This window comes from Pedobacter sp. UYEF25, from assembly GCF_054061655.1.
The window spans coordinates 1-20,647 of sequence record NZ_JBSSEL010000023.1 but is presented as its reverse complement, the minus strand read 5'-3'; the positions used below and the strand labels follow the sequence as shown (position 1 = coordinate 20,647).

At 37.5% G+C, this 20,647-nt stretch carries 18 protein-coding genes and 1 riboswitch; of the genes, 11 read left to right on the top strand and 7 right to left on the bottom strand.

Annotation, left to right across the window (positions count from 1 at the left end; genetic code table 11):
- The first annotated feature begins 69 nt into the window (after window positions 1–69).
- The gene (locus ACVWYG_RS16955; RefSeq protein ID WP_457271849.1) at window positions 70–2,571 is read left to right on the top strand and encodes an alpha-L-rhamnosidase-related protein; all 2,502 of its coding nucleotides are present in this window, start codon (window positions 70–72) and stop codon (window positions 2,569–2,571) included.
- A 26-nt stretch (window positions 2,572–2,597) separates the two neighbouring features.
- A complete protein-coding gene (locus ACVWYG_RS16950) occupies window positions 2,598–3,419 on the top strand; it encodes a sugar phosphate isomerase/epimerase family protein (protein WP_457271847.1) in 822 nt (273 codons plus the stop codon).
- Here ACVWYG_RS16950 and ACVWYG_RS16945 read toward each other — a convergent pair.
- Complete coding sequence (locus tag ACVWYG_RS16945) at window positions 3,416–4,270, bottom strand: helix-turn-helix domain-containing protein (protein ID WP_457271846.1); 855 nt, start codon at window positions 4,268–4,270, stop codon at window positions 3,416–3,418. The genes ACVWYG_RS16950 and ACVWYG_RS16945 overlap by 4 nt on opposite strands.
- A 320-nt stretch (window positions 4,271–4,590) precedes the next feature.
- Between ACVWYG_RS16945 and ACVWYG_RS16940 the strand changes: the two genes are divergently transcribed.
- Together ACVWYG_RS16940 and ACVWYG_RS16935 are read left to right on the top strand one after the other, a co-directional pair.
- Window positions 4,591–6,081: a proton-conducting transporter transmembrane domain-containing protein gene (locus tag ACVWYG_RS16940; RefSeq protein WP_457271844.1), complete on the top strand. Its 1,491-nt coding sequence runs from the start codon at window positions 4,591–4,593 to the stop codon at window positions 6,079–6,081.
- 1 nt (window position 6,082) lies between these two features.
- Window positions 6,083–8,371: a DUF2309 domain-containing protein gene (locus ACVWYG_RS16935; RefSeq protein WP_457271842.1), complete on the top strand. Its 2,289-nt coding sequence runs from the start codon at window positions 6,083–6,085 to the stop codon at window positions 8,369–8,371.
- A gap of 126 nt (window positions 8,372–8,497) precedes the next feature.
- Here the strand turns inward: ACVWYG_RS16935 and ACVWYG_RS16930 are convergent, their stop codons facing one another.
- Window positions 8,498–9,421 carry a LysR family transcriptional regulator gene (locus ACVWYG_RS16930; RefSeq protein ID WP_457271840.1) on the bottom strand — a complete coding sequence of 308 codons (924 nt, stop codon included), beginning with the start codon at window positions 9,419–9,421 and terminating at the stop codon, window positions 8,498–8,500.
- 116 nt (window positions 9,422–9,537) lie between these two features.
- Here ACVWYG_RS16930 and ACVWYG_RS16925 point away from each other — a divergent pair, with 116 nt between their 5' ends.
- Window positions 9,538–9,810: a hypothetical protein gene (locus tag ACVWYG_RS16925; RefSeq protein ID WP_457271838.1), complete on the top strand. Its 273-nt coding sequence runs from the start codon at window positions 9,538–9,540 to the stop codon at window positions 9,808–9,810.
- Between the two features lie 693 nt (window positions 9,811–10,503).
- Here the strand turns inward: ACVWYG_RS16925 and ACVWYG_RS16920 are convergent.
- Window positions 10,504–11,574 (bottom strand): acyltransferase family protein, encoded by a 1,071-nt coding sequence (locus tag ACVWYG_RS16920; protein ID WP_457271836.1) that lies wholly within the window; start codon window positions 11,572–11,574, stop codon window positions 10,504–10,506.
- A gap of 626 nt (window positions 11,575–12,200) precedes the next feature.
- Window positions 12,201–12,298: riboswitch (TPP riboswitch) on the top strand.
- 62 nt (window positions 12,299–12,360) lie between these two features.
- On the opposite strand from ACVWYG_RS16920, the gene ACVWYG_RS16915 reads away from it, so the two are divergent.
- From ACVWYG_RS16915 to ACVWYG_RS16900, 4 genes are read left to right on the top strand one after another with little or no spacing between them, the layout of a single operon-like run.
- Window positions 12,361–13,083: a class I SAM-dependent methyltransferase gene (locus ACVWYG_RS16915; protein WP_457271834.1), complete on the top strand. Its 723-nt coding sequence runs from the start codon at window positions 12,361–12,363 to the stop codon at window positions 13,081–13,083.
- Complete coding sequence (locus ACVWYG_RS16910) at window positions 13,080–14,132, top strand: AIR synthase family protein (RefSeq protein ID WP_457271832.1); 1,053 nt, start codon at window positions 13,080–13,082, stop codon at window positions 14,130–14,132. Before ACVWYG_RS16915 ends, ACVWYG_RS16910 begins: the two co-directional genes overlap by 4 nt.
- On the top strand, window positions 14,129–14,767 hold the full coding sequence (locus ACVWYG_RS16905) for a thiamine phosphate synthase (RefSeq protein ID WP_457271830.1): 639 nt from the start codon (window positions 14,129–14,131) through the stop codon (window positions 14,765–14,767). The genes ACVWYG_RS16910 and ACVWYG_RS16905 overlap by 4 nt, the downstream gene beginning before the upstream one ends.
- Window positions 14,764–15,048: a Trm112 family protein gene (locus ACVWYG_RS16900; protein ID WP_457271828.1), complete on the top strand. Its 285-nt coding sequence runs from the start codon at window positions 14,764–14,766 to the stop codon at window positions 15,046–15,048. Before ACVWYG_RS16905 ends, ACVWYG_RS16900 begins: the two co-directional genes overlap by 4 nt.
- A gap of 846 nt (window positions 15,049–15,894) precedes the next feature.
- Here the strand turns inward: ACVWYG_RS16900 and ACVWYG_RS16895 are convergent.
- Together ACVWYG_RS16895 and ACVWYG_RS16890 are read right to left on the bottom strand one after the other, a co-directional pair.
- Entirely contained in the window at window positions 15,895–16,269 is a 375-nt protein-coding gene (locus ACVWYG_RS16895; protein WP_457271826.1) for a DUF779 domain-containing protein, read from the bottom strand.
- A 123-nt stretch (window positions 16,270–16,392) separates the two neighbouring features.
- Window positions 16,393–17,895: an aldehyde dehydrogenase family protein gene (locus tag ACVWYG_RS16890; RefSeq protein WP_457271825.1), complete on the bottom strand. Its 1,503-nt coding sequence runs from the start codon at window positions 17,893–17,895 to the stop codon at window positions 16,393–16,395.
- Between the two features lie 151 nt (window positions 17,896–18,046).
- Between ACVWYG_RS16890 and ACVWYG_RS16885 the strand changes: the two genes are divergently transcribed.
- Window positions 18,047–18,979: an AraC family transcriptional regulator gene (locus tag ACVWYG_RS16885; RefSeq protein WP_457271824.1), complete on the top strand. Its 933-nt coding sequence runs from the start codon at window positions 18,047–18,049 to the stop codon at window positions 18,977–18,979.
- A gap of 338 nt (window positions 18,980–19,317) precedes the next feature.
- On the opposite strand, the gene ACVWYG_RS16880 is transcribed toward ACVWYG_RS16885, so the two are convergent.
- On the bottom strand, window positions 19,318–19,557 hold the full coding sequence (locus tag ACVWYG_RS16880) for a hypothetical protein (RefSeq protein WP_457271823.1): 240 nt from the start codon (window positions 19,555–19,557) through the stop codon (window positions 19,318–19,320).
- A 325-nt stretch (window positions 19,558–19,882) separates the two neighbouring features.
- Between ACVWYG_RS16880 and ACVWYG_RS16875 the strand changes: the two genes are divergently transcribed.
- Window positions 19,883–20,077: a YtxH domain-containing protein gene (locus tag ACVWYG_RS16875; RefSeq protein ID WP_457271821.1), complete on the top strand. Its 195-nt coding sequence runs from the start codon at window positions 19,883–19,885 to the stop codon at window positions 20,075–20,077.
- 258 nt (window positions 20,078–20,335) lie between these two features.
- Here the strand turns inward: ACVWYG_RS16875 and ACVWYG_RS16870 are convergent.
- On the bottom strand, window positions 20,336–20,647 hold a 312-nt coding region (locus tag ACVWYG_RS16870), incomplete at its 5' end, for an ATP-binding protein (RefSeq protein ID WP_457271819.1).

Below are 20,647 nucleotides of genomic sequence, written 5' to 3'. Positions count from 1 at the left end.
GCCTAGCATTAATATCCTAAGTCGGGCAAACCAAGGCACGTCCCGATAATCAGCACTTAAAAAACAACTATGAAGTCTATGAAGTGTTTTTTGTTTTTTTTCACTCTTCTTCTCTCAACAGCTCAAATTTTTGCCAGCGATAAATTTGGAGAAATTGAAAGAAATCTGCCAAAAAAAACCATTACCATAACTACTGCAGATAAAAGCCTCGTTCTTGTTATTGATTACAATGAAGGATGTTTGGTAAAAGAATTGCGGGTTAAAGGAAAAAATGTGCTTTCAAATGGAGGCATTGAGTCTGGAATTATACTTAGTTCAGGAACTTTTACTGCTTTCAATGCCTCCTCAAAAATAAAGGTTAGTGAAACGCCAACTTCTATCAAAATTTCAGGGATTGAATATGGTGACTCGCAATTAAAAGTGACTGAAGATTGGGATTTTAAACTAGCCGGAAATGCCATCAACTGGAACATTACTCGTGAATACAGTACAGATGCGTTTCTAAAAGACAGTTACTTTCCCCGATGGAATTTTGCCGACCTAAACGTATGGAAAGGTGGCATTCTTGATAACGGGGGAATGGTATGGTGCAAATACTTAAAGAAAATGGATGACACCTATGGAGTTCATACCGGAGGAGCAACGTTCTGGAACGCGGAGTCTGGAGATGCCCTACGTATTTCTCCCAGCTTTCAAAAAGATCAACATATTGCATCAAAATTTTCTCATTCAACCGATGGTGTTTTTAGTTTTACCCAAATTTTAGCAGATAAAGCACTTGACCAAGAATATAATTTAAGTCGCTTTGTTAGCGGAAAATCAAATGTCTTTGCTCCGTTCAAGGTAAAGAAAGGTAAGACTAGTACAAGCCTCAAAATAGAATATATTGATTATTTTAAGGAATACTCGAGGGGAAATTTACCCGGAATTGATTCCCTTTCGGTTAGAGAATTGCTTAACACCACCGGACGCTATGGGGTGGTTGATAATAATATTGTTGGCGCAAATGGCTGGCTTACCAACTGGAAATGCTTGCACGAACCTTTTTTCGCCCAAATAGGCATGGCACTAGATGATCCAAATTATGAGCGAAATATGGCCTCAACATTAGATCAAGAGCGCGATCAGGCCATGTTAGCAGATGGACGTGTACTATCAAGATGGCACGACATTCCGGGCGATGAGATAAAAGGCACATACAATCCAAAAACAGGCTATTATGAAGCAATGTGGGGTTACACCGTAGATTCGCAGACCGGTTATGTAATAAATGCGAGTGAACAGTTTGACCTTTCTGGTGATGTAAACTGGCTACGAACGCATAAAAGTCATTGTGAAAAGGCACTAGATTGGTTGATAAGACGTGATTCAAATAAAAATGGCATCTTCGAAATGGTAAATACGTCCATTAAGCAAAAAACAGCAAGCGATTGGTTGGATATTGTTTGGGCGAGTTATGAAAATGCATTTGTAAATGCGCAGATGTACGAAGCGCTAACTTTGTGGTCTGCATGTGAGAAAACTTTGGGCGATGGACAGAAATCCGAATATTACGCAAAGTTAGCCGAACGATTAAAAATAGCCTTTAACAAGCCTATTGAACAAGGCGGTTTCTGGGATGAAGATAAAGCACAATATGTGTATTGGCGAGACCAAGACGGGAGTGTACATGGCGATAATTTAGTTACGCCTGTTAATTTCGCAGCAATTGCATTTGGTTTGTGCGATGATCCGCATAGAATTGCACAAGTACTCAATCAAATAGAAAAACGAGCCCTCGCCGAAAACCTTTTCCATTGGCCACTATGCTTCGATTCATTTAAACAGGATGAAGTTAGTGCAGGAAATTGGCCCTTTCCTAAATATGAAAATGGAGATATATTTCCTTCTTGGGGTTATCTTGGCGTTCGGGCTTACGCAAAGTACGATAACACAATTGCCCTTAAGTACATTAAAAATCTGCTGGCCCAATACAAGAAAGATGGGCTCTCCTCGCAACGCTATAGCCGCGAAACACAACTTGGTTTAGGGGATGATGTTCTTGCGGGCATTTGTACAAGCATCACCGCATTGTATCGTGACATTTACGGTATCCGACCAAAATGGAATCGCATGGGGATTGAGCCGAATTTAGACAAATCACTTAATGGCACTCAGTTTAATTATTTGTTGCGGGGTAAGGAATATCATTTTTTCTTAAATGTGGATGGCTATCAAATTTCTGGCGACAGATTTTCTGTACACAGCAATGAGGCGTTTGGCATAAGTAAACAAGGGCGTGTATTAAAATATTTTAATCAAAATGAGGAGAAAAATATTTTAAAAATCGAGGCTTCGATTAATATTGGGATCAACCTAGACATGCTAAAGTGGGATGCCGATCAAATTCAGGCCACCATTACTTCAAAAGGCAGCTACACAGTAACCATTACGGGGCTCGATGCTAGCAAACATTATAAATTGCTAGTTGATGCAGTGGAGCATCCAAGTGTACTTAAATCTGATGGTACTATTTCGTTTAAAATGAATATTTTAGAAAAGTCTACTTTCGAAGTCGTTAAAAAATCGTAGCAATATATCTATAGGTCAACATATAAATGAAAATACCAATTCTTTGTCCATATTGGGGACATGAACATCTAAAAATAGCCGAGTTTTTAAAACAAATTAGAACTGTTGGTTACGATGGTGTTGATGCGTGGGTTCCCGAAGATAAAAGGGAAAAACAAACATTATACAATTATCTGGATAAGCATTCTTTGTTTTTTGTTGCACACCAGCACCGCGCAAATGGCGCTACGTTCTTAAAGTTTTGTAGCTCTTTTAAAGCGGAACTCGCGCTTTGCGCTGAAGCCAATCCAGTATTGATCAATTCTCATACCGGACATGACTATTTTTCAAACGATCAACTGATAACGCTAATTGAAATAGCAAAAGAATTTGCTGCAAAAAATAATGTAAAGATTTGTCATGAAACCCATAGAGGACGATTTGGATATTCACCTCAAATGATAGAAGCGTTCTTCAATAGGTTTCCAGATTTGGAAATAACGGCCGATTTTTCTCACTGGACATGCGTTACGGAAAGCATGCTATCTAACTTCGAAGAAATTTTGAAGGTTGCAATTTCCAGAACTAGGGCCATTCATGCGCGGGTGGGCTTTGAACAAGGCCCTCAAATTACCGATCCGCGAGACCCAGCATGGAGCTATGCACTAAGTAGTTTTCTGAAGTGGTGGGATGCTATTGTAGCAACTAATATTAAAGAAGGAACTGAAATCTTACCCATTACTACGGAGTTTGGTCCTCCGCCATATATGGCCAAAATTCCGTTTTCTAATGTGCCGCTTTACAATCAGTTTGAGCTTAATTGCTTTATGAAAGACCTCCTGCGAGAGCGATATACACACCTCAATTAATTATTTTGTGCGCGGTAAGATTTTGGCGAAACGCCGTGTTTTTTCTTAAAAAGTCTAGAGAAGTAAAAGACAGAATCAAATCCTGTCTGAGTTGCAATTTCGCTAATGTTAAGAATGGTTGAGTTTAAAAGATCTTTAGCCCGATTTAACCTGAGATTAAGGTGGTATTGATTGGGCGATTCGCCAGTTACCAACTTAAAGGATTTTCTAAAAGCAGCGTAGCCCATAGGAAGCTGTCTTGCTAATGCCTCCATATCAAGTGCATTTTCAAAAGATTCGTGAATAATGAACGTAGCTTTCGATATCAATTTACCAATCGGATTTTCGCTATAGCCAAGACTGCTTGATATGGTATTTACATGTCCCAACAGTTGTAGGGAGAGGCCTGCAATTTGTTGCGGGTAACCCGGCAAAGAATTCTTTACCGTTTCTAAGATATTTCTAAATAAAAGCAGAATTTCTTTGTTCGGACCAATCTTCACCAACGGCTCTGTCTCGGAGAAAAAATCCTGAGACATTAACTGTTTTGCATACAGTCCATTAAATCCAACCCAATATTCCTCCCAACCAGAACGCACATCTGGCTTATATCTGTGTTTAACTCCTGGGAATAAAAAAAAGCAACTTCCCTCATGTACATTGGTTTCGGGCGTAAGAGCAGACGCAAAAATACCTTTGCCGCTGGATATAAAAACGATATAATAATCGTCAAGAATTCTGCCCCTGTTCCACGTAAGGTGGTGGCTTTCCGGATGCTTTTCAGCCGGATATTGTGCTGCGGGCGCTACTTTGGGATAACCGATAGAATTGACATACATTCCCCAGCTTTCTTCTGTGTGAGTAATGTTCAAATATTTAAAATAGTTTTTGCTCATCAGCTTCGATTGCTATTTGGTTAAAAACGCTAAAAACAAGTTTAAAGATAACGAAAAACAACCCTAGAGTTAACCTTTGTATAAATTGATGGAATAAAAATACCACGCGCAACAGCTGAATAGTCGTCGAATTTTAAAGGCAGAGGCTTCTAAGAACAGGTATAAGCACTATTCCTAACTCAAAATCTATCAATAGATCATAAATAAATGTTATGTTTTGTATAACAAACATAAATAAAAATTAATGTATTAGTTTTTTCAGATTTGCGGAGTTAAACAATTTCAATAAAATGATTATGAATGCTAATGCTTCAGATGGTGCTCGTCAGCCAGATAGTTTTTATTTGCGCATTCATCCGATTAAAGAGGACCGTTCGTTAAAGTTCGTTACAGGGACAAAAATTTTTTTGTGGCTTTTGTTCTTTATGAATGCGCTGTTTTTAACTTCAAATTTTTTCGATACCATCAATTGGGGTTTTGCCAACCTCATTCGCATAAATGGCTTTACGCTGTTAATTTGGACAACTGTTACGTTTTTTAGTGCAATTCTAAACACTTATAGCGGCTATTACCTTAAGGGGTTTAAGTATCATCAAAAGTTTATTGCCTTAAGTCTCGGTTTCACCGGCTCCGTCATGCTGTTTGTGGCAAGTAACCATATTGCTTTATTGGTATTGTCTTGGTTTGCGATGGGTGTTTTTATATCTAGTTTAATTGGTATAGACAGCAATTGGAAGGAAGCACAGGAAGCTAGGAAATTTGCTCAGAAATACTTTTCATTCGGAACATTTTTTTTGTCGGTAGGCGTGGGATTATTAGCTTTTCAAACTCAATCTTTTACACTAGAAGGAATTATGGACAATCTGCAATTCACATCAAAAACAATACTTATCGTCTCGTCCCTATTGATTATTATGGCGGCAATAATCCAGTCGGCCATTTATCCTTTTCACAGGTGGTTGCTTTCTGCAATGACAGCCCCAACTCCTGCATCTGCTTTAATGCACGCTGGCTTTGTAAATGGGGCAGGGATCTTACTTGCGCTTTTCGCGCGCCTAATTTTTGCCTCAAATACTCTTTTTATTTTGCTTGTGGTTGGCGGGCTTACGGCTATTATTGCTCAATTTACGAAACTTTTACAGGTAAATGTGAAGCAGAAATTAGGATGCTCAACCATTGCACAAATGGGATTTATGATAATGCAATGTGGTTTAGGTTTCTTTAACGCTGCTGTGGTCCACCTCATCCTTCACGGTTTTTACAAGGCATATTTGTTCCTGTCTTCAGGTGAAACCATACAGCAATCTAAACCAGAAAGACCTGAAAAAATCGTTATTAAACCATTGCAAGCTGTTGTGGTGCTCTTGTTCGGGCTTTTAGGAGCATACTTTTTCGCGACACTTACCGGGAAAGGCGCTGAGCTAAACAGCGGCATTTTCCTTTTGCTTATTGTAACCATAACAGTTGGGCAAATCACATATAACATCGTTAAACAAAAAAACCTCACCATCTGGCAAAAAGCTTACATTCCACCAATCTTATTTCTAACTGGCATAGGTCTGTATGCGTTAATCTACAAAGGTGTAACGGCTTTAATGGCTACAATGCCAATGGTTGATGTGCCTTTGCCGATAACCATTACGCAAATCATCTTCGGAATGGTATTTCTTATCGGGTTTTTTGTAATGAAATTGGGTATATACCGAAAATTCTATTGGCTTTATGTAAAGCTCATCAACGATTCACAGCCGCATCATAAGACTATACTAATGTTTAAAAGAAAATAAAATGATCACTAAGAATTTTACCGAACTGATTGGAGAAGCATCTAATGTGGTTGGGAAAACTTTCCCCTTATATGCTTTCGTAACTTCAAATCCATTGGCTGGATATGAAAAGGAATCTTTTTTCCATGCCACAGAAAGTGCCCAAAAATATAGTGGAGGTTCGTTTTATCCGCAGGCATCCGTGTATCAGCAAGCGCTCGATGCCGGTGAAATTGAGAGGGATTTATTGAAGGATTTGCTGGTAGAACATGGGTTTATCGAATCTCCAGCCTTCTATTTACAGGAAATTCGGAAATCAAACCCTATTTCCGAAGAAAACGCAAACCATCAGTTAGATACGATCATGGTAAAATGGTTAACCGCATTTTTGGATGAGGGCACGGCCGAATGGGAGATGCCAAATAGGGAAAATGGCTTTTTTAATGCTTGGAGAAGCCTTGCAAAGTATGATAAACAAGTAAGGATGGGCGTTTCAGGGGATATTCCTACATCAGCAGAGGAAGCTTTACAGAGCGCTTTGAAAGCCTACTCCGACGAACACCATTTAGGAATTTTTGAATATCATATTTCGGCATTGCCAGGCTGGACCGGATATATAAAATATAGGGTAGAGAACAATACCGATTGGCAACAAAAATATCCAATTTTATTAACAGACTATCTCGCAGTAAGACTTTGGTTATGTGAAAACATCGGAGGCCAAATGATCGCTCCCTCCAGAAATATGGAGGAGCAAACAAAGAGGGCAAAATTACAATATGTTTGGCTAACGGCTTGGGAAAAGAGTCTACAGAATAATTTGGTGCAAAAGATCGTCACAAATGTTGTAATAAAAGAGGACAAGTTACCGGATGCTCAATTGGTTTTTTGCATCGATTCCAGATCCGAATTAATTAGAAGACATATTGAAGAACAAGGGAATTATGAGACTTTTGGCTTCGCAGGTTTTTTTGGGATCGCTGCAGACTACAAAGATTCGGGTACCGGATTTGTCAGAAAATCATGTCCGCCCATTGTTCCTTCTGCTTACATCATTTCTGAGAAAAGCACAAACTGTAAATCAACTGAAATGGCAAAATTTAGAAAAGCTTCAGAAGATTTAAAATTCCAGAATTATTTTCTTAAGAGACTTAAAAATATGCTGCCCTCTGCATTTGGTTATGTAGAGGGTTCGGGATTAATTTACGGCGTTTCTTTGGTGTTAAGGTCGTTGTTTCCTGCTAGATTATATCTTTTTAATCAAAAAAACGAGACTATACACGAGCACTTTTGCGATACTAGGCTAGATTATCGTAATGAGACAGATGGAAGCCTTTCAGGAATTCCATTATCCGAGCAGGTTGCTATTGTACATTCGGCATTTGCGATTATGGGTTGGCGAGCGTTCGCAGCGCTGGTTGTCTTCGCCGGCCACGGAAGTCATTCCAAAAATAATCCTTTTGCTTCTAGTTTAGATTGCGGAGCCTGTGCTGCAAGTCCGGGAAGAAATAACGCAAGGATGCTTGCTGGATTAGCCAATTTACCCGAAGTCAGGGCAAGTTTGGCAAAGGACTTTAAGCTGTTTATTCCTTCAGGTACAGTATTTATTGGCGCAGAACATAATACCACTACAGAAGCCATTACCCTGTTTGATCAACACATACCTGCATCACATCTAGAGGAATTGAGGGCCTTAAAGGCAAGCTTGAAGAAAGTTCAGGAAAAAGCAATAAAGGAGCGAAGGGGCGTGAAGGAGAAAGCATTTAATTATGTCTACAAAAAAGCCAATAACTGGGCAGAAACTAGACCAGAATGGGGTTTGGCCAAAAATGCAGCCTTTATTATTGGCCCAAGAAGTTTATCTAAAAACATTAATTTAGAGAATAGATGTTTTCTACAATCTTACGATTGGAAAATGGACAATTCCGGCGCTTTTTTAGAAGCCATTATGCAAGGGCCAATGACGGTAACTCAATGGATTAATAGTCACTATTACTTTTCTACGGTAGACAATGACAGGTTTGGTGGAGGATCAAAAATTACGCATAATGTAAGTGGACAATTTGGAGTGGTACAGGGGAACGGAGGAGATCTGAAAATTGGAATTCCATTACAATCGGTTATGGCCTCAGATGAAAAGATGTTTCACCAACCTTTAAGACTCACGGTAATAATTGAGGCGCCTTCAGAACGATTGATAGAAATTTTGAACAGAAATCCAGCGTTAAAGAATTTAATTACCAATCACTGGATTTATCTGATGGTGATGGATCCAATAACAGGCGCGAAACCAAGAATTTTTATGCCATAAAGTAACTTTGCCCAAGGCCACAGAAAAAAATTATGCTGCGGCAAGATTCGATCGATGGTTAGCCGAGAGCAACCTCAAAATAAAAAAAATAATGTAGAAGTGAGATGAAAAATTACGATCGGGTAATTAATACTGCTCATACCAGTCGAATTTTTGATGGACAATGTTTTCTTTTTCTTCCTTTAAATATTTCAAAAAATGCGAAGCAGCGGGAGAATAATTTTTACCTTTTAGCCATATCAAGCTCCAAGTAGAAGTAATTGGCAGCCCTTTTACGGGTATAATCTGTAGGTCTTTATTATTTAACTCATTTTTTATGCCAATTAATGGCATAATTGAATAGCCCATACCAGCAATTACGGCTTGTTTTACGGCTTCATTTGAGGTAAGTTCCATCTTTTTTAGAATAGATAAGTTGTTTTTATCCATAAAGCCTTGCATGGTCTGCCGCGTGCCCGATCCTTTTTCCCTAAAAATAATGGGCAAAGTGTTAAGCAAGGATTTATCATAGATGGTTTTATGGTACTCGTTTTTTAAACCGCCAACCAAGTATAATTTATTTTGCAAAAGATCTAGCTTTTCAATATTTAAATTAGTTGGTAAAACGGAGACCAGCGCAAAATCGACCTCGTTATTTTCTAAACTGTTTAAAACTCCCTTTTTATTGGTTACGTCAATCTGTAGTTCTACTGCATTGTGTTTCCCTATAAAATCTGTAATAAAGAACGGCATTACGTATTGTCCGGTTGAGACCACAGAGATTTTTAACTTGCCAGTAAGTTGTCCTTTAAAAGCCTGTGTTTTATAATTAATTGCATATACTTGGTTAAGTATGTTTTCTGCGGCCAGCGCAAGTTCCTTCCCAAATTCGGTAATGTAAATTTTACGGCCAATAACCTCAGTCAAAGGAATATCAAACTGTAACTGAAGGTTACGTAACTGTATAGAAACCGCAGGTTGCGTTAAATGTAATTCTTCTGCTGCTTTGGTAACACTTTCGGTTTGTACTATTTTTAGAAAAATCTGAAGTTGATTAAGGGTATAATTCATAAGAATTTGTTATGCTAAGCATTACAAACATAAATAAAAACTAATGAATTCGAAAATTCATATTTGTATTGGTTTCTAGCATCAGGAATCCAGTCTGTGTAGTCAAACTTAAAAATATGAAAGAAAATTTTAAACTAATTGAAGGCGTTTTTAGCGCAAAAGAAGCAAAAGAAATTTTATTGACGCTTATTGGAGAAAAAATAAAATTCCATGAGTTAAAAAGCTTTAGTGATGAGGTGAAAATTGGTAGAAAAAACCAAGGCTCTTTATCAAAGATTGAAGAATTGAAAACCACCCGATTTAATCTAGTTGCCTTTCTCAAAGGATCTGAAATCAGTGATGAAAATTTTCTTGTTCATGCTTTTATAGAGATTGAAAAAGTTATTTGAGGTGGCCATAAAAATTAGGGTAGAAAGTTGCAAACCAGTAGCCATGAAATAAATGGGTTAATAGAGATTTTTAAGTTTAGTTGACTTGAAAAAGGCTAGATTAAAGATTCTTATATTTTCTTCCATCAAACGTTGAGCGATTTACGTGTTATTTCCGCGCTTTTTACTGATTAGCAGTTAACCTCGATGAATGTCAAAAAAATGGCGTTTGCTTGTGACATTTATCTCCAGAAAATTGGACCTTGTAGTGGTCTCCTTAAGGTCTCCTTGTGGTCTCCTTGTGTTCTGCTTTGGTTAAAGGGGGTATGACCACAACAAGACCACAAGAGTACCACAACAAAACCTAATGTTTTGGGTTTTGTAGGGCCTAATCAACACAATAGCGAATTGATTGGAAAACAAGTTTTTTTTATGGATTTGTTGTTTCATTTGCAAAAAAAACTCACATTCTATTTTGGCGTAAACTGATTTACTATTTTACCACAAACCGACCACTTGACTTTTTGGGGGCGGTCAAAAGGTTGTAGCGTCGCCAAACGTTGGCGTAGTAAGTCTTATTTTTGAATTTTTTATATAGAGCTTATTTCCAAAAGCCGTCAGGTCAACAGAAGAAATGCCGCAGAATTGTCAATACCCTTAAGGCACTAAAATTTTTTGATCCACCAATCGCTTATGTTGTCAAGACTCTTCTATTCATTTTTTGCCCAAATATTTTCTTACTGGAATGTCGTAAAGCATCATTACCAGATAGGCAAATGCAATCAATAATATAACACCCGATACGACGATGAAAGTTAAATGTATGGTGTCTGGTTTGTGGCTAAGGTAATAATTGCCAAACATCCATAGCGCGGCATAATGCGTCATATATAGTGGATATGAGATTTTCCCCGAAAAAATGCAAATCTTTTTTAAGCAAGGTTTTAAAACGGCCCCGGCGCCCAGAACGATAAGTGAAGGAAAGTAGAAAAGTACTATTAAAGGCTCAATGATCCAATTCCACTTTGAGGAGGGCATAATAAAAGCCAAGGACAATAATACCGCTATACCGACAAACCCCAGTTTGTTCTTCACAATCAGCTTAGAACGGTAAATTAAAAGTCCCGCTAGAAAGGAATAGGATATTCTGATGCTCCCATCCCAGAAAGTTGGCCCACTCCATCCACCCAGCAAGTTGCCTGACCGATAGGCTACGAAAAAAATGGCGCAACCAGAGACCACAGTTAACAAGAGCAGGTAATTGCGACTGAGTTTATATATAATTGAACCATAACATATGCTGGCGACATATTCCCAAAATAGAGACCAGGCCGGTGCATTGAAACTGAACAGATTAAAACCACGATCTTCGATAATGGGGAGGGGAATAAGGAGTGTCGAACAAATAAAAGTAAGAACTATTTTACCAGTGCCGTACAACTGGGGATGACCGCCAAAAGGATCGAATAAAAAAGCTAGCAAGCCAAAAACGGATCCAGCGACAACCAGTGGATGCAGCCTAATCATCCGTGAAAGGAAAAACTTTCGAAACCCCATGGCTGAGATGCGATCATCATACGCATAGCCGATCACAAATCCCGAAAGACAGAAAAAGAAATCAACCGCTAAAAAACCGTGACTGATAAAATTCTTGCTTGGTTCATAAACCCATTCCATGAAATGAAATACGACAACAGCTAACGCAGCAACTCCTCTTAATCCGTCGAGAATATGGAAGTGTGGTTTTGATTGAGGTACCTTAAAAGTTGTTGTTGTTATATCCATTTTTTTAAAGGTGCGTCTCGTCGGAACAATCTATTGGTTGATTAAGGTTGAGCAAAAGTGTCCCAAAATATCTAAATTAACGTAACAATCAAAATTGGGAAGGTTAAATCCGATTCTGGAAATTCAAATTTTATCAGTTGGTTTAAGTGACTAGGAGTTTACTTCAAGATCTAGCGCAAATTTGAAATACTAAAAATCTTAAGACCTAAACTTTTTATTTTCTCAGCATGGAATTTAGCACCATTTGTTGCGAATTGAGGCAAATTTCAGTATTTTAATGTCAATAGAAAAGCCTGCAGTTATCCGATTTGAAGCCTATTAGTTTTTTTTAGCTTTTTTTTTCGAATTCCTCTCGTAAAATTTTCGAAAACCTTTTTCACAGATTTGCGCATAATGTCCGCTCATTGATCGGATATAAATAGCTTTTTTCAAAATTTTTCATTGATTGCTGTGGCTGATAGTTGGTATCGTTCGTTAATTTAATAGCAAATTAGGGTGCTATATTTATAAGTGCCAGGCTAGAAACATTTTTTTGTAGAGAAGAAGCAAAAGAAACTGTATCGGCTTTTTTGTTTGCGCAGTAGAGCTAAATTCGGCTTATAACAACATATTTATATATCTTTGCTTGTAAATGCTTGGGGTGTTCTGTAATGTGTAGGACTGAGAAAATACCCAATGACCTGATTTGGATAATGCCAACGTAGGGATGCACACTTAGGATATTTCTTGTATTCGAGGTACTACCTATTGGCCAATACAGGTTTAATTTTTAGAGATTATACCAAAATGGAAATAGAAAAAATAAGTCAACAACTCGTTCACGAAAAAACAAGAACTTGGCAAGGAAGATCGGAGTGGTTTTTTAACCGCAAACACACAGATACTTACGAAGATTATTATGAAGGTCCGTACAGCCGTGCCGAAGTTTGGCAGAAAAAGGTGTTGGAGCAACTTATTTCTAAAGACAGACGCGTAAATAATTTACTTGAATTTGGGTGCGGCACAACGCGTTTTACCAGATGGTGGAAAGACATCGGAATTGAAGCCACCGGTGGAGACATTTCTCCATTTATGTTGTCACAAGCTTTGCATCGTTTTGATGGCGATTTGGTGATGGCAGATTCTCATTTTCTACCATTTAAAGACAACACTTTTGATGCGCTAGCTTTTATTACCACTTTTGAATATTATAAAAATCCTGTACAGGTAATACAAGAAGCTGCACGGGTTGGCAAACACGGTATTATTATGGGCATGATGAATCGAAATACGCCAAAGTTAATCAGGCGAAGAACACAACAGTTTTTTGGCAGGAATGCATTTTATAAAACAGCCACTTTTTACACGCCTCAAAAATTGATTGCTATAATAGATAAAGCTTTAAAAGGGAAAAGTTATTCTATAGAGTGGACAGCAACCGGACTTCCCAAATGGTTTCCTGTTCAACAGTGGGACTTACCCCTTGGAGACTTTTTTGCGCTTTACATAAAATTTAACGAAGAAGTATGAAAAAGCAAACTGGGAAAGTAACACATTCTGATTTTAGGCAATACCTCGAAAACAAATATGGAGCGAAAAGACAAGAAGTTTTGGCCGGGCCCGAATTTGGCGTAGACGTATCTATTGTTAATTTGGCCAATGGCCAAGCGATGGCCATGGCTAGTGATCCCTTGTCTCTTATTCCCTCACTTGGGTTAGAGGAATCTGCTTGGCTATCCGTTCAACTTGCGGCAAATGATATTGCTACAACTGGTTTTTCGCCTATGTATGGACAGTTTGTATTAAACCTCCCTGCTAGTTTCCCCCAACAGGATTTTAAAATCTATTGGGATCATATCCATCAATTTTGCACACAATTGGGAATAGCCATTACAGGTGGACATACCGGATTTATTGAAGGTCAAAACTCTACCATTGCAGGGGGGGTAACTTTAATAACCATTGCGGACCAAGGCGAGTTTTTTACCTCAAAATTAGCTGCGCCAGGCGATGTAATTTTAGTGACCAAAGGATGTGCTATTTCATCTGCAGCGATCTTAGCAATGAGCTTTCCACAAAATGTAAAAAATAAAGCCGGCATAGAAAATTATCACGACGCCTGTGCTTCCTTTTATGATATTTCTGTTATGAAAGACGCCTTAACAGGCGTGGGAAATAAAAAAGAAAAAATCATTACTGCCATGCACGATGTGACCGAAGGCGGGGTTTTGGGTGCAATTTATGAAATGGCCATTGCTTCAGGCAACGGTGCAACAATTGATAACGAAAAGCTTCCAATTGAAGAGGCGCAAGCGAAGGTATGCGAGGTTTTTTCAATAGATCCTCGATATTGTATCGGAGCAGGCGCCATGATCATGACCTGCAAAAATAAGTCACTACCTTACCTGTTGAAGGAATTTGAAAAAGCGAGTATTTCTTGTACGGCAGTTGGAGAAATAACTGAAAAGCGCAATGGCATAAAGCTTATCGAAAAAACAGGGATGACAGATTTGAGCTATCGTGAAAAAGACCCATATTGGGCAGCTTTTTTTGAGGCATTAAAATCAGAATGGAAATGAATCGAGCTAGAAAAACGATCATGTCGGGTATTTACTTGATAGTTGATCCTGCTATGGAAGCGGATACTTTGTTAGATAGGTTAAAAAAGAGCCTTACAAAAGAAATCGCTGCGGTGCAGATTTGGGATAACTTTAAAAACGTTCATGATGTTGATGCAATTATTCAGAAAATTTGCTCCTTGTGTGTGCAACAGAAAACGCCAGTCTTGATAAATAATAGATGGGATTATTTAAAGAAGGTAGCGTTAGATGGCGTTCATTTTGACGAGATTCCAAACAATTTTGAGGAGATAAGTGCACAAATAGACGGTAAACTTATTGGGCTTACTTGTGGTAATATTTTGGAAGACGTAACGTGGGCCGCAAATAACGACATAGATTACATCTCCTTTTGTTCCATGTTTCCATCCGCTAGCGTTAACAATTGTGAGATAGTTACCCACGAGACAGTCAACCAGGCAGCGTTAATTTTTAATAAACCAATCTTTTTAGCCGGTGGAATTAATCCTAGAAATATAAACCAATTAGAGGATTTGAATTGCCATGGTATCGCCGTAATTTCTGGCATTATGAATGCAGAGAATCCCATCCAAGCCACAGAGGAATATCTTAAATACTTTAAAAAACTAAAATGAGAAGGAAAACCATTGAAAAATTATGCTGTCCTTTTGATAAATCTGATTTAACATTAAGGATCATCACTAAAGATGAGCAAGATGAGATTTTGGAAGGCATTTTAGTCTGTTCAGGTTGTAATCGCGTTTATCCAATTGTCTCCGGAATACCCATAATGAACCCTGACGAATACAGAGATTTTGAGCGCGAAAGACCTATGTTAGAGAAATGGGAAAAACTTCTAGATGCTGCAAAACAACCAGAAGAACTTAATCTTAGGGATGGGCATCAATTGCTATAAACTTAGATCATCGGCATTTAAAGCTCATTTTTTATAAACCTTTCTTGCTTTAGTTAATCAGTTTTTAATACCCATTAACTTTATGGGAAACTATGTGCTTTTTCGAGTTTTGTAAAAATAGAATAGCTGTAAATATTTAAATTACTGGTTTTTAAACGTTTTTCATATTGTTTTCTGTAGCCCGTAGGAGAATCTGTAACTGCTTATTTTTACTATTTGTTAAGGTGGAAAGAGGGCGTTTGAATGCCCAAAGAAGGCATTTGTACCTGGTATTGAATGAACATAGTTAGCCCCCTTTTTTGTTTGGAACGATTTTGAAGAGCTTGTCTTGGTATGCTACATTCGAACCTTTGATGCGCTTATTGTTCTTATCAGTCGGAAAATAATTCCTTACTGTGTTAATTGGTATTTCTTTCTCGCCATGAAGGAAATATCTGGAAAGCATCAAAGACCATCTGCTGGACATTTAAAATTTAAGGAGATAAATTGGTTCACCAAGTGGTGGCGGTTTTGATTATGCCTCTTTTATAGCTGCGGATGTTCCTGCTTTCTCGCCAAGTTCATTAATTGGTCGTATGGAAGTTATACAGCCAGACCCACCAGGTACGGACGATTAAATTGTTTTTCATGATGTGAGGAGCATCACAATTTAAGCTGCAATGATGGCTTAAGAAGATCCTTAAACTACCTCAAGATAAAAGGTTTTGAACTTTTAGGTGTGGAACTGGTCAACATGCTACTTGGAATAGGAAGTTCTTCAAACAAAAGAGGCGGATGAAACTGGTGCTTTTTTGATTAAATTAATATATAAAAAGCTCGATTTGGTTTCCAAATCGAGCTTTTTAGTTAAGATTCGTAATAAACAACAGGTTCTAAATTTTTCATCTCATCATCGGTATATAACCGAGAGCGAATGATAAACCTAATTCCCATTGGAATTTCAATAGAAAAACTAGAGCCTCTGCCCGGTGTAACATCTAAAGTTAAGTGCGTATGTTGCCAATATTCAAATTGAGAAATGCTCATAAAAAACTCGCAATCTTCAATCTCACCAATTTTCACATCACTACTGCCAATCTTAAATTCACCTTTCTCAAAACACATCGGCGATGAGCCATCACAGCAACCACCACTTTGGTGAAACATCAAATCGCCAAACCGATTTTTCAATTGGTTAATAACTTCTGTTGCTTCCTCAGTTACCTCTACTCGTTTTATCATTTTAAATATTGATATGGACCTTTCAGCACCTTGGATGCTATATTTTTTAGTAGAAAAAACTAAAAAAGATGCCGCTACCCTCGTTAACGCATGCCTTGTTTAAATCGTCAACTGCTAACTTAATTAAAAGAAACCCAGTTTATTCTTATTATAAGAAATCAACATGTTTTTTGTTTGGCGATAGTAATTCAACATCATTTTATGGTTTTCTCTACCAAACCCAGATTTTTTATAGCCACCAAAAGGCGCATGAGCGGGATAATTATGATAGCAATTTACCCAAACCCTACCAGCTTGTATTGCTCTTGGCGCTTGATAAATTTCATGCGCATCTCTAGTCCAAACAGCAGCACCTAAACCATATAAGGTATCATTAGCAATTTCTAAAGCTTCTTCCATTGTTTTAAAAGTGGTAACCGCCACCACAGGGCCGAAAATTTCTTCTTGAAAAATTCTCATCTTGTTGTGCCCTTTAAAAATAGTTGGTTGAATGTAATAGCCACCGGCTAAATCACCCTCTAACATCTTCTTATCACCACCAGCTAAAAGTTCGGCTCCTTCTTTTTTACCAATATCTAAATAGCTTAATATTTTCTCAAACTGGTCATTAGACGCTTGTGCACCCATCATGGTATCAGCGTCTAAAGGATTTCCCATTTTTATAGCGTTTGTTCTCTCAATAACTCGTTTCATGAATTTATCATAGATATTTTCATGAACCAAAATTCTTGAGGGACAAGTACAAATCTCACCTTGGTTTAACGCAAACATTACCGCACCTTCTACCGCTTTATCAAAAAACTCGTCATCGGCAGCCCCAACAGATTCGAAGAAAATATTTGGAGATTTACCACCTAATTCCATCGTTACAGGGATTAAATTTTCTGAAGCGTATTGCATAATTAAACGCCCAGTTGTAGTTTCGCCTGTAAAAGCAATTTTACTAATTTTTGGGTGCGTAGCTAGAGGTTTACCCGCTTCAGGACCAAATCCGGTAACAATATTTAAAACGCCAGCAGGTAAAATATCACCGATCAGCTCCATTAAACACATGATGCTTGTTGGTGTTTGTTCAGCAGGTTTTACTACTACGCAACAACCAGCAGCTAAAGCTGGCGCAATTTTCCAAGTAGCCATCAATAATGGGAAATTCCAAGGAATAATTTGGCCGACAACACCCAATGGTTCTTGTAAATTGATACTAACTGTAAACTCATCATGTTCAGAAATCGAACTTTCCTCTGCTCTTATCGCCCCAGCAAAATACCGAAAGTGGTCAACTACCAAAGGTAAATCTGCAGCCATAGTTTCTCTAATAGCTTTTCCATTATCTATGGTTTCTACAGTTGCCAAATAAGAAAGATTATCTTCAATAATTTGGGCAATTTTTAATAGAAGATTACTTCTAGTGGCAGCTGATGTTTTAGACCATGTTTTAAATGCTTCTAAAGCTGATTCTACTGCGGCATCTATATCGGCTTTGCCAGATCTAGCGGCTTTTGTAAATACTTTACCATCAATAGGGGAAATGTTATCAAAGTATTCTCCGCTGACAGGTGGAACAAACTTTCCACCAATAAAATTGTCGTACTTCTCCTTAAAAGAAGGTCTTTGTGTTGTGCTCATAACTTAGATTTATAATTGGTTTGTCTAAGTTAAGGGTATTTTAGAAAAAATATTTGCACTATTCAATCAAACTTTAGCACAATCCTTCCAATCTGGAATTTGAAAACTAAATTCTAAAATTTTTACTAACTTGTTCTAAATTAAAGCAATTATGAAGGAGAGAAACCTCATCTCGCAATTCACCTTATCAAAAAATAACGAATTACAAACGTTAGTGGAAAATAGAAAAGCTTACACTTTAAACCAATGTGAGCTTAATATTTTTGAAACTTACCAACCTAGTGTAATGGTACCGCTTAAGTTTAACGATTTAGTTATTACGAGCATGTTACGTGGTAAAAAAGTGATGCATTTATTTGACAAACCCGGTTTTGATTATTTACCTGGTGAAACGGTAATTGTCCCTCCTAACGTAACCATGAAGATTGATTTCCCAGAGGCATCTACTTTAAATCCCTCTCAGTGTACAGCGCTAGCAATAAACCATCAGGAGATTTACAATACTTTAGATTTTTTAAATGAAAACTATCCTCGTGAAGATTTAAGTAAATGGGCTTTAAACTATCAACAGTTTCATTTTTTTAATAATTATGAACTTGCACAACTTATAAACAAGCTTATTGCTATCAGCACTGGCGACGAAATATCTAAAGATGTTTTAGCAAATCTTACCCTAAAAGAACTTTTGGTAAGAATTATGCAGATGCAAAACTTTCAAGAGATAAAAGATAATCTAAACAGCTTATCAAACTCAAATCGGTTTGCATACATTATCAGTTATATTAAAAGCCACTTAACAGAAAAATTAAGCATTGAGATTTTAAGTCAAATGGCTTACATGAGTAAAGCTAGTTTTTTTAGGGCTTTTAAACTAGAATTGGGGTTTTCTCCAGTTGATTATATTATTAAGGAAAGGGTTTTATTAGCTAAACAATTTTTAAAAAACCCGTACTGCTCTATTGCTGATGCTTGTTTCAAAGCTGGCTTTAACAACCAACATTATTTTAGCAGAGTTTTTAGAAAGTTAGAAGGTATAACGCCGAGTGTTTATAGGGCAACACTTTCAGCAACTTTGGTTGATTAAAAATATAGGTTTAACCCTTTTGAAATTCGGGAACTTCCAGACCAAAAGAAACATAAAATGCTTAAAATAAAACCTATTAAATGGATAGGTTCGGGTATCGTCCAACATGACTGATAGTATACTATACTCCTTAATGTCACTATATTTAATCTACCTCTTAAGCTAAAAGCGATCTAAAAGATAACGAGCACCTATTGATTAAGCTAAAAAAAGCTGATTTACAGTGTTTAAAATTATAGGTTAGATTCTGCTATGTCGCTCTCTAAAAATTCTGACTATAATCCTTTTCGAAGGTTAAAAACGTATGCCCGACATCAAAATTGTTGCGTTGCTTTAATCTACTTTGCGCTCAAGACTTTTAACATTTCGCTATATGGAATTGGGTAATCGACGGTGAAAAAATTAGCTTCTCTGATATAAGATTGGGTGCCTTTTAGGAACGAAATCTTGAAGTTGCTCTCAGTTATCATCTGTTCAATTTGTTCTAAATCTTTAGCAGTAATTAGGGAAGTATTTCGAATCACAAAACTCATCTCTAATGGAATACCTTTTGTATCAAATCGCATATTTTGAGACATATTGATTTAAGAACAAATAAACTAAATCGTATTAATAAAATTGAGGAAAAGAGCATATTTTATGCTACCAAGTTATTATTATTCCCTCAAGTTACGAGGATGTGTACTAAAATTAACAGATTACCTTTTTTGTGCACATGATAACTTATTATCAGAATCTACACTTTAGTCCAATCTGGTGCGCCAAGCAAAATTTTTTCCAGATTTAATTTATGGGAAAGATCTAAGCTTATGTTCTGGTAAACGATATAGTAGATTATTTTCTCCAGATCCAATAAAAACTAAGTAAGAGAAAATCTGTTCTAGTTAAAAAAAAATTGAAAAAATGGGATTTATAAAAAATGCGCTTCTCGGGGTCGCAATCTACGAGGGAATAAAATATCTAACGAAGAAGGATGAGTTTGGGAGAACGAAATTTGAAGCGCTCAAAGAGAAATTTCCTGACTTTGTTGAAAAAGCAAAAAGTGCGAAAGATGACTTTATTGATTCGAGCAGGTTTGGGGGCGACCTTCAGACATGATTTCGTTGAGCACTTCTTACTACGTTGTGCGACAATATGTTATGTTTTGCCTTGAAAAAAGGGACTTGTAAACTTAACTTATCATCTTTTTTGTGTAACTCCTTTTTGATGTTAATCGAATTGGAGTTATACACTTTATAAGGTGTCGTCACGAATCCTGAGCCCCTGATTGGATATTCCGGACATGTTGACCCCGGTAATGCATGATACTGACCCCCCTAGGGATCTGGCTCATCAGTTTATGATGGCATGACAATTTTACCTTTTTTTTCTTAGACTTTCTCCTTTTAGTTCAACTCTGTATGAGGTGTGTACCATACGGTCCAAAAGCGCGTCCGCAATCGTATTCTCTCCGATGACATCATACCATTTTGCTACAGGCAACTGGCTGGCGATAATGGTTGCTCTTGTGGCATGCCGATCTTCTATAATTTCCATCATATCCATCCGCTGCTGCTGTTCGAGATGGGTCAGTCCGAAATCATCCAAGATCAGCAGTTCTGCCTTGGATATTTTTTCGAACAGCTTGTAGACCGTACCATCAATTCTGCTCATCTTTGTTTTTAGCAA

Excerpts from the sequence above, each read along its gene's own strand:
- ACVWYG_RS16915 (WP_457271834.1), top strand. The coding sequence starts at position 12,361 with ATGGAAATAGAAAAAATAAGTCAACAACTCGTTCACGAAAAAACAAGA.
- ACVWYG_RS16910 (WP_457271832.1), top strand. The coding sequence starts at position 13,080 with ATGAAAAAGCAAACTGGGAAAGTAACACATTCTGATTTTAGGCAATAC.
- ACVWYG_RS16895 (WP_457271826.1), bottom strand. The coding sequence starts at position 16,269 with ATGATAAAACGAGTAGAGGTAACTGAGGAAGCAACAGAAGTTATTAAC.
- ACVWYG_RS16935 (WP_457271842.1), top strand. The coding sequence starts at position 6,083 with ATGATCACTAAGAATTTTACCGAACTGATTGGAGAAGCATCTAATGTG.
- ACVWYG_RS16880 (WP_457271823.1), bottom strand. The coding sequence starts at position 19,557 with ATGTCTCAAAATATGCGATTTGATACAAAAGGTATTCCATTAGAGATG.
- ACVWYG_RS16920 (WP_457271836.1), bottom strand. The coding sequence starts at position 11,574 with ATGGATATAACAACAACAACTTTTAAGGTACCTCAATCAAAACCACAC.
- ACVWYG_RS16875 (WP_457271821.1), top strand. The coding sequence starts at position 19,883 with ATGGGATTTATAAAAAATGCGCTTCTCGGGGTCGCAATCTACGAGGGA.
- ACVWYG_RS16930 (WP_457271840.1), bottom strand. The coding sequence starts at position 9,421 with ATGAATTATACCCTTAATCAACTTCAGATTTTTCTAAAAATAGTACAA.
- ACVWYG_RS16905 (WP_457271830.1), top strand. The coding sequence starts at position 14,129 with ATGAATCGAGCTAGAAAAACGATCATGTCGGGTATTTACTTGATAGTT.
- ACVWYG_RS16940 (WP_457271844.1), top strand. The coding sequence starts at position 4,591 with ATGAATGCTAATGCTTCAGATGGTGCTCGTCAGCCAGATAGTTTTTAT.
- ACVWYG_RS16950 (WP_457271847.1), top strand. The coding sequence starts at position 2,598 with ATGAAAATACCAATTCTTTGTCCATATTGGGGACATGAACATCTAAAA.
- ACVWYG_RS16890 (WP_457271825.1), bottom strand. The coding sequence starts at position 17,895 with ATGAGCACAACACAAAGACCTTCTTTTAAGGAGAAGTACGACAATTTT.
- ACVWYG_RS16900 (WP_457271828.1), top strand. The coding sequence starts at position 14,764 with ATGAGAAGGAAAACCATTGAAAAATTATGCTGTCCTTTTGATAAATCT.
- ACVWYG_RS16925 (WP_457271838.1), top strand. The coding sequence starts at position 9,538 with ATGAAAGAAAATTTTAAACTAATTGAAGGCGTTTTTAGCGCAAAAGAA.
- ACVWYG_RS16885 (WP_457271824.1), top strand. The coding sequence starts at position 18,047 with ATGAAGGAGAGAAACCTCATCTCGCAATTCACCTTATCAAAAAATAAC.
- ACVWYG_RS16955 (WP_457271849.1), top strand. The coding sequence starts at position 70 with ATGAAGTCTATGAAGTGTTTTTTGTTTTTTTTCACTCTTCTTCTCTCA.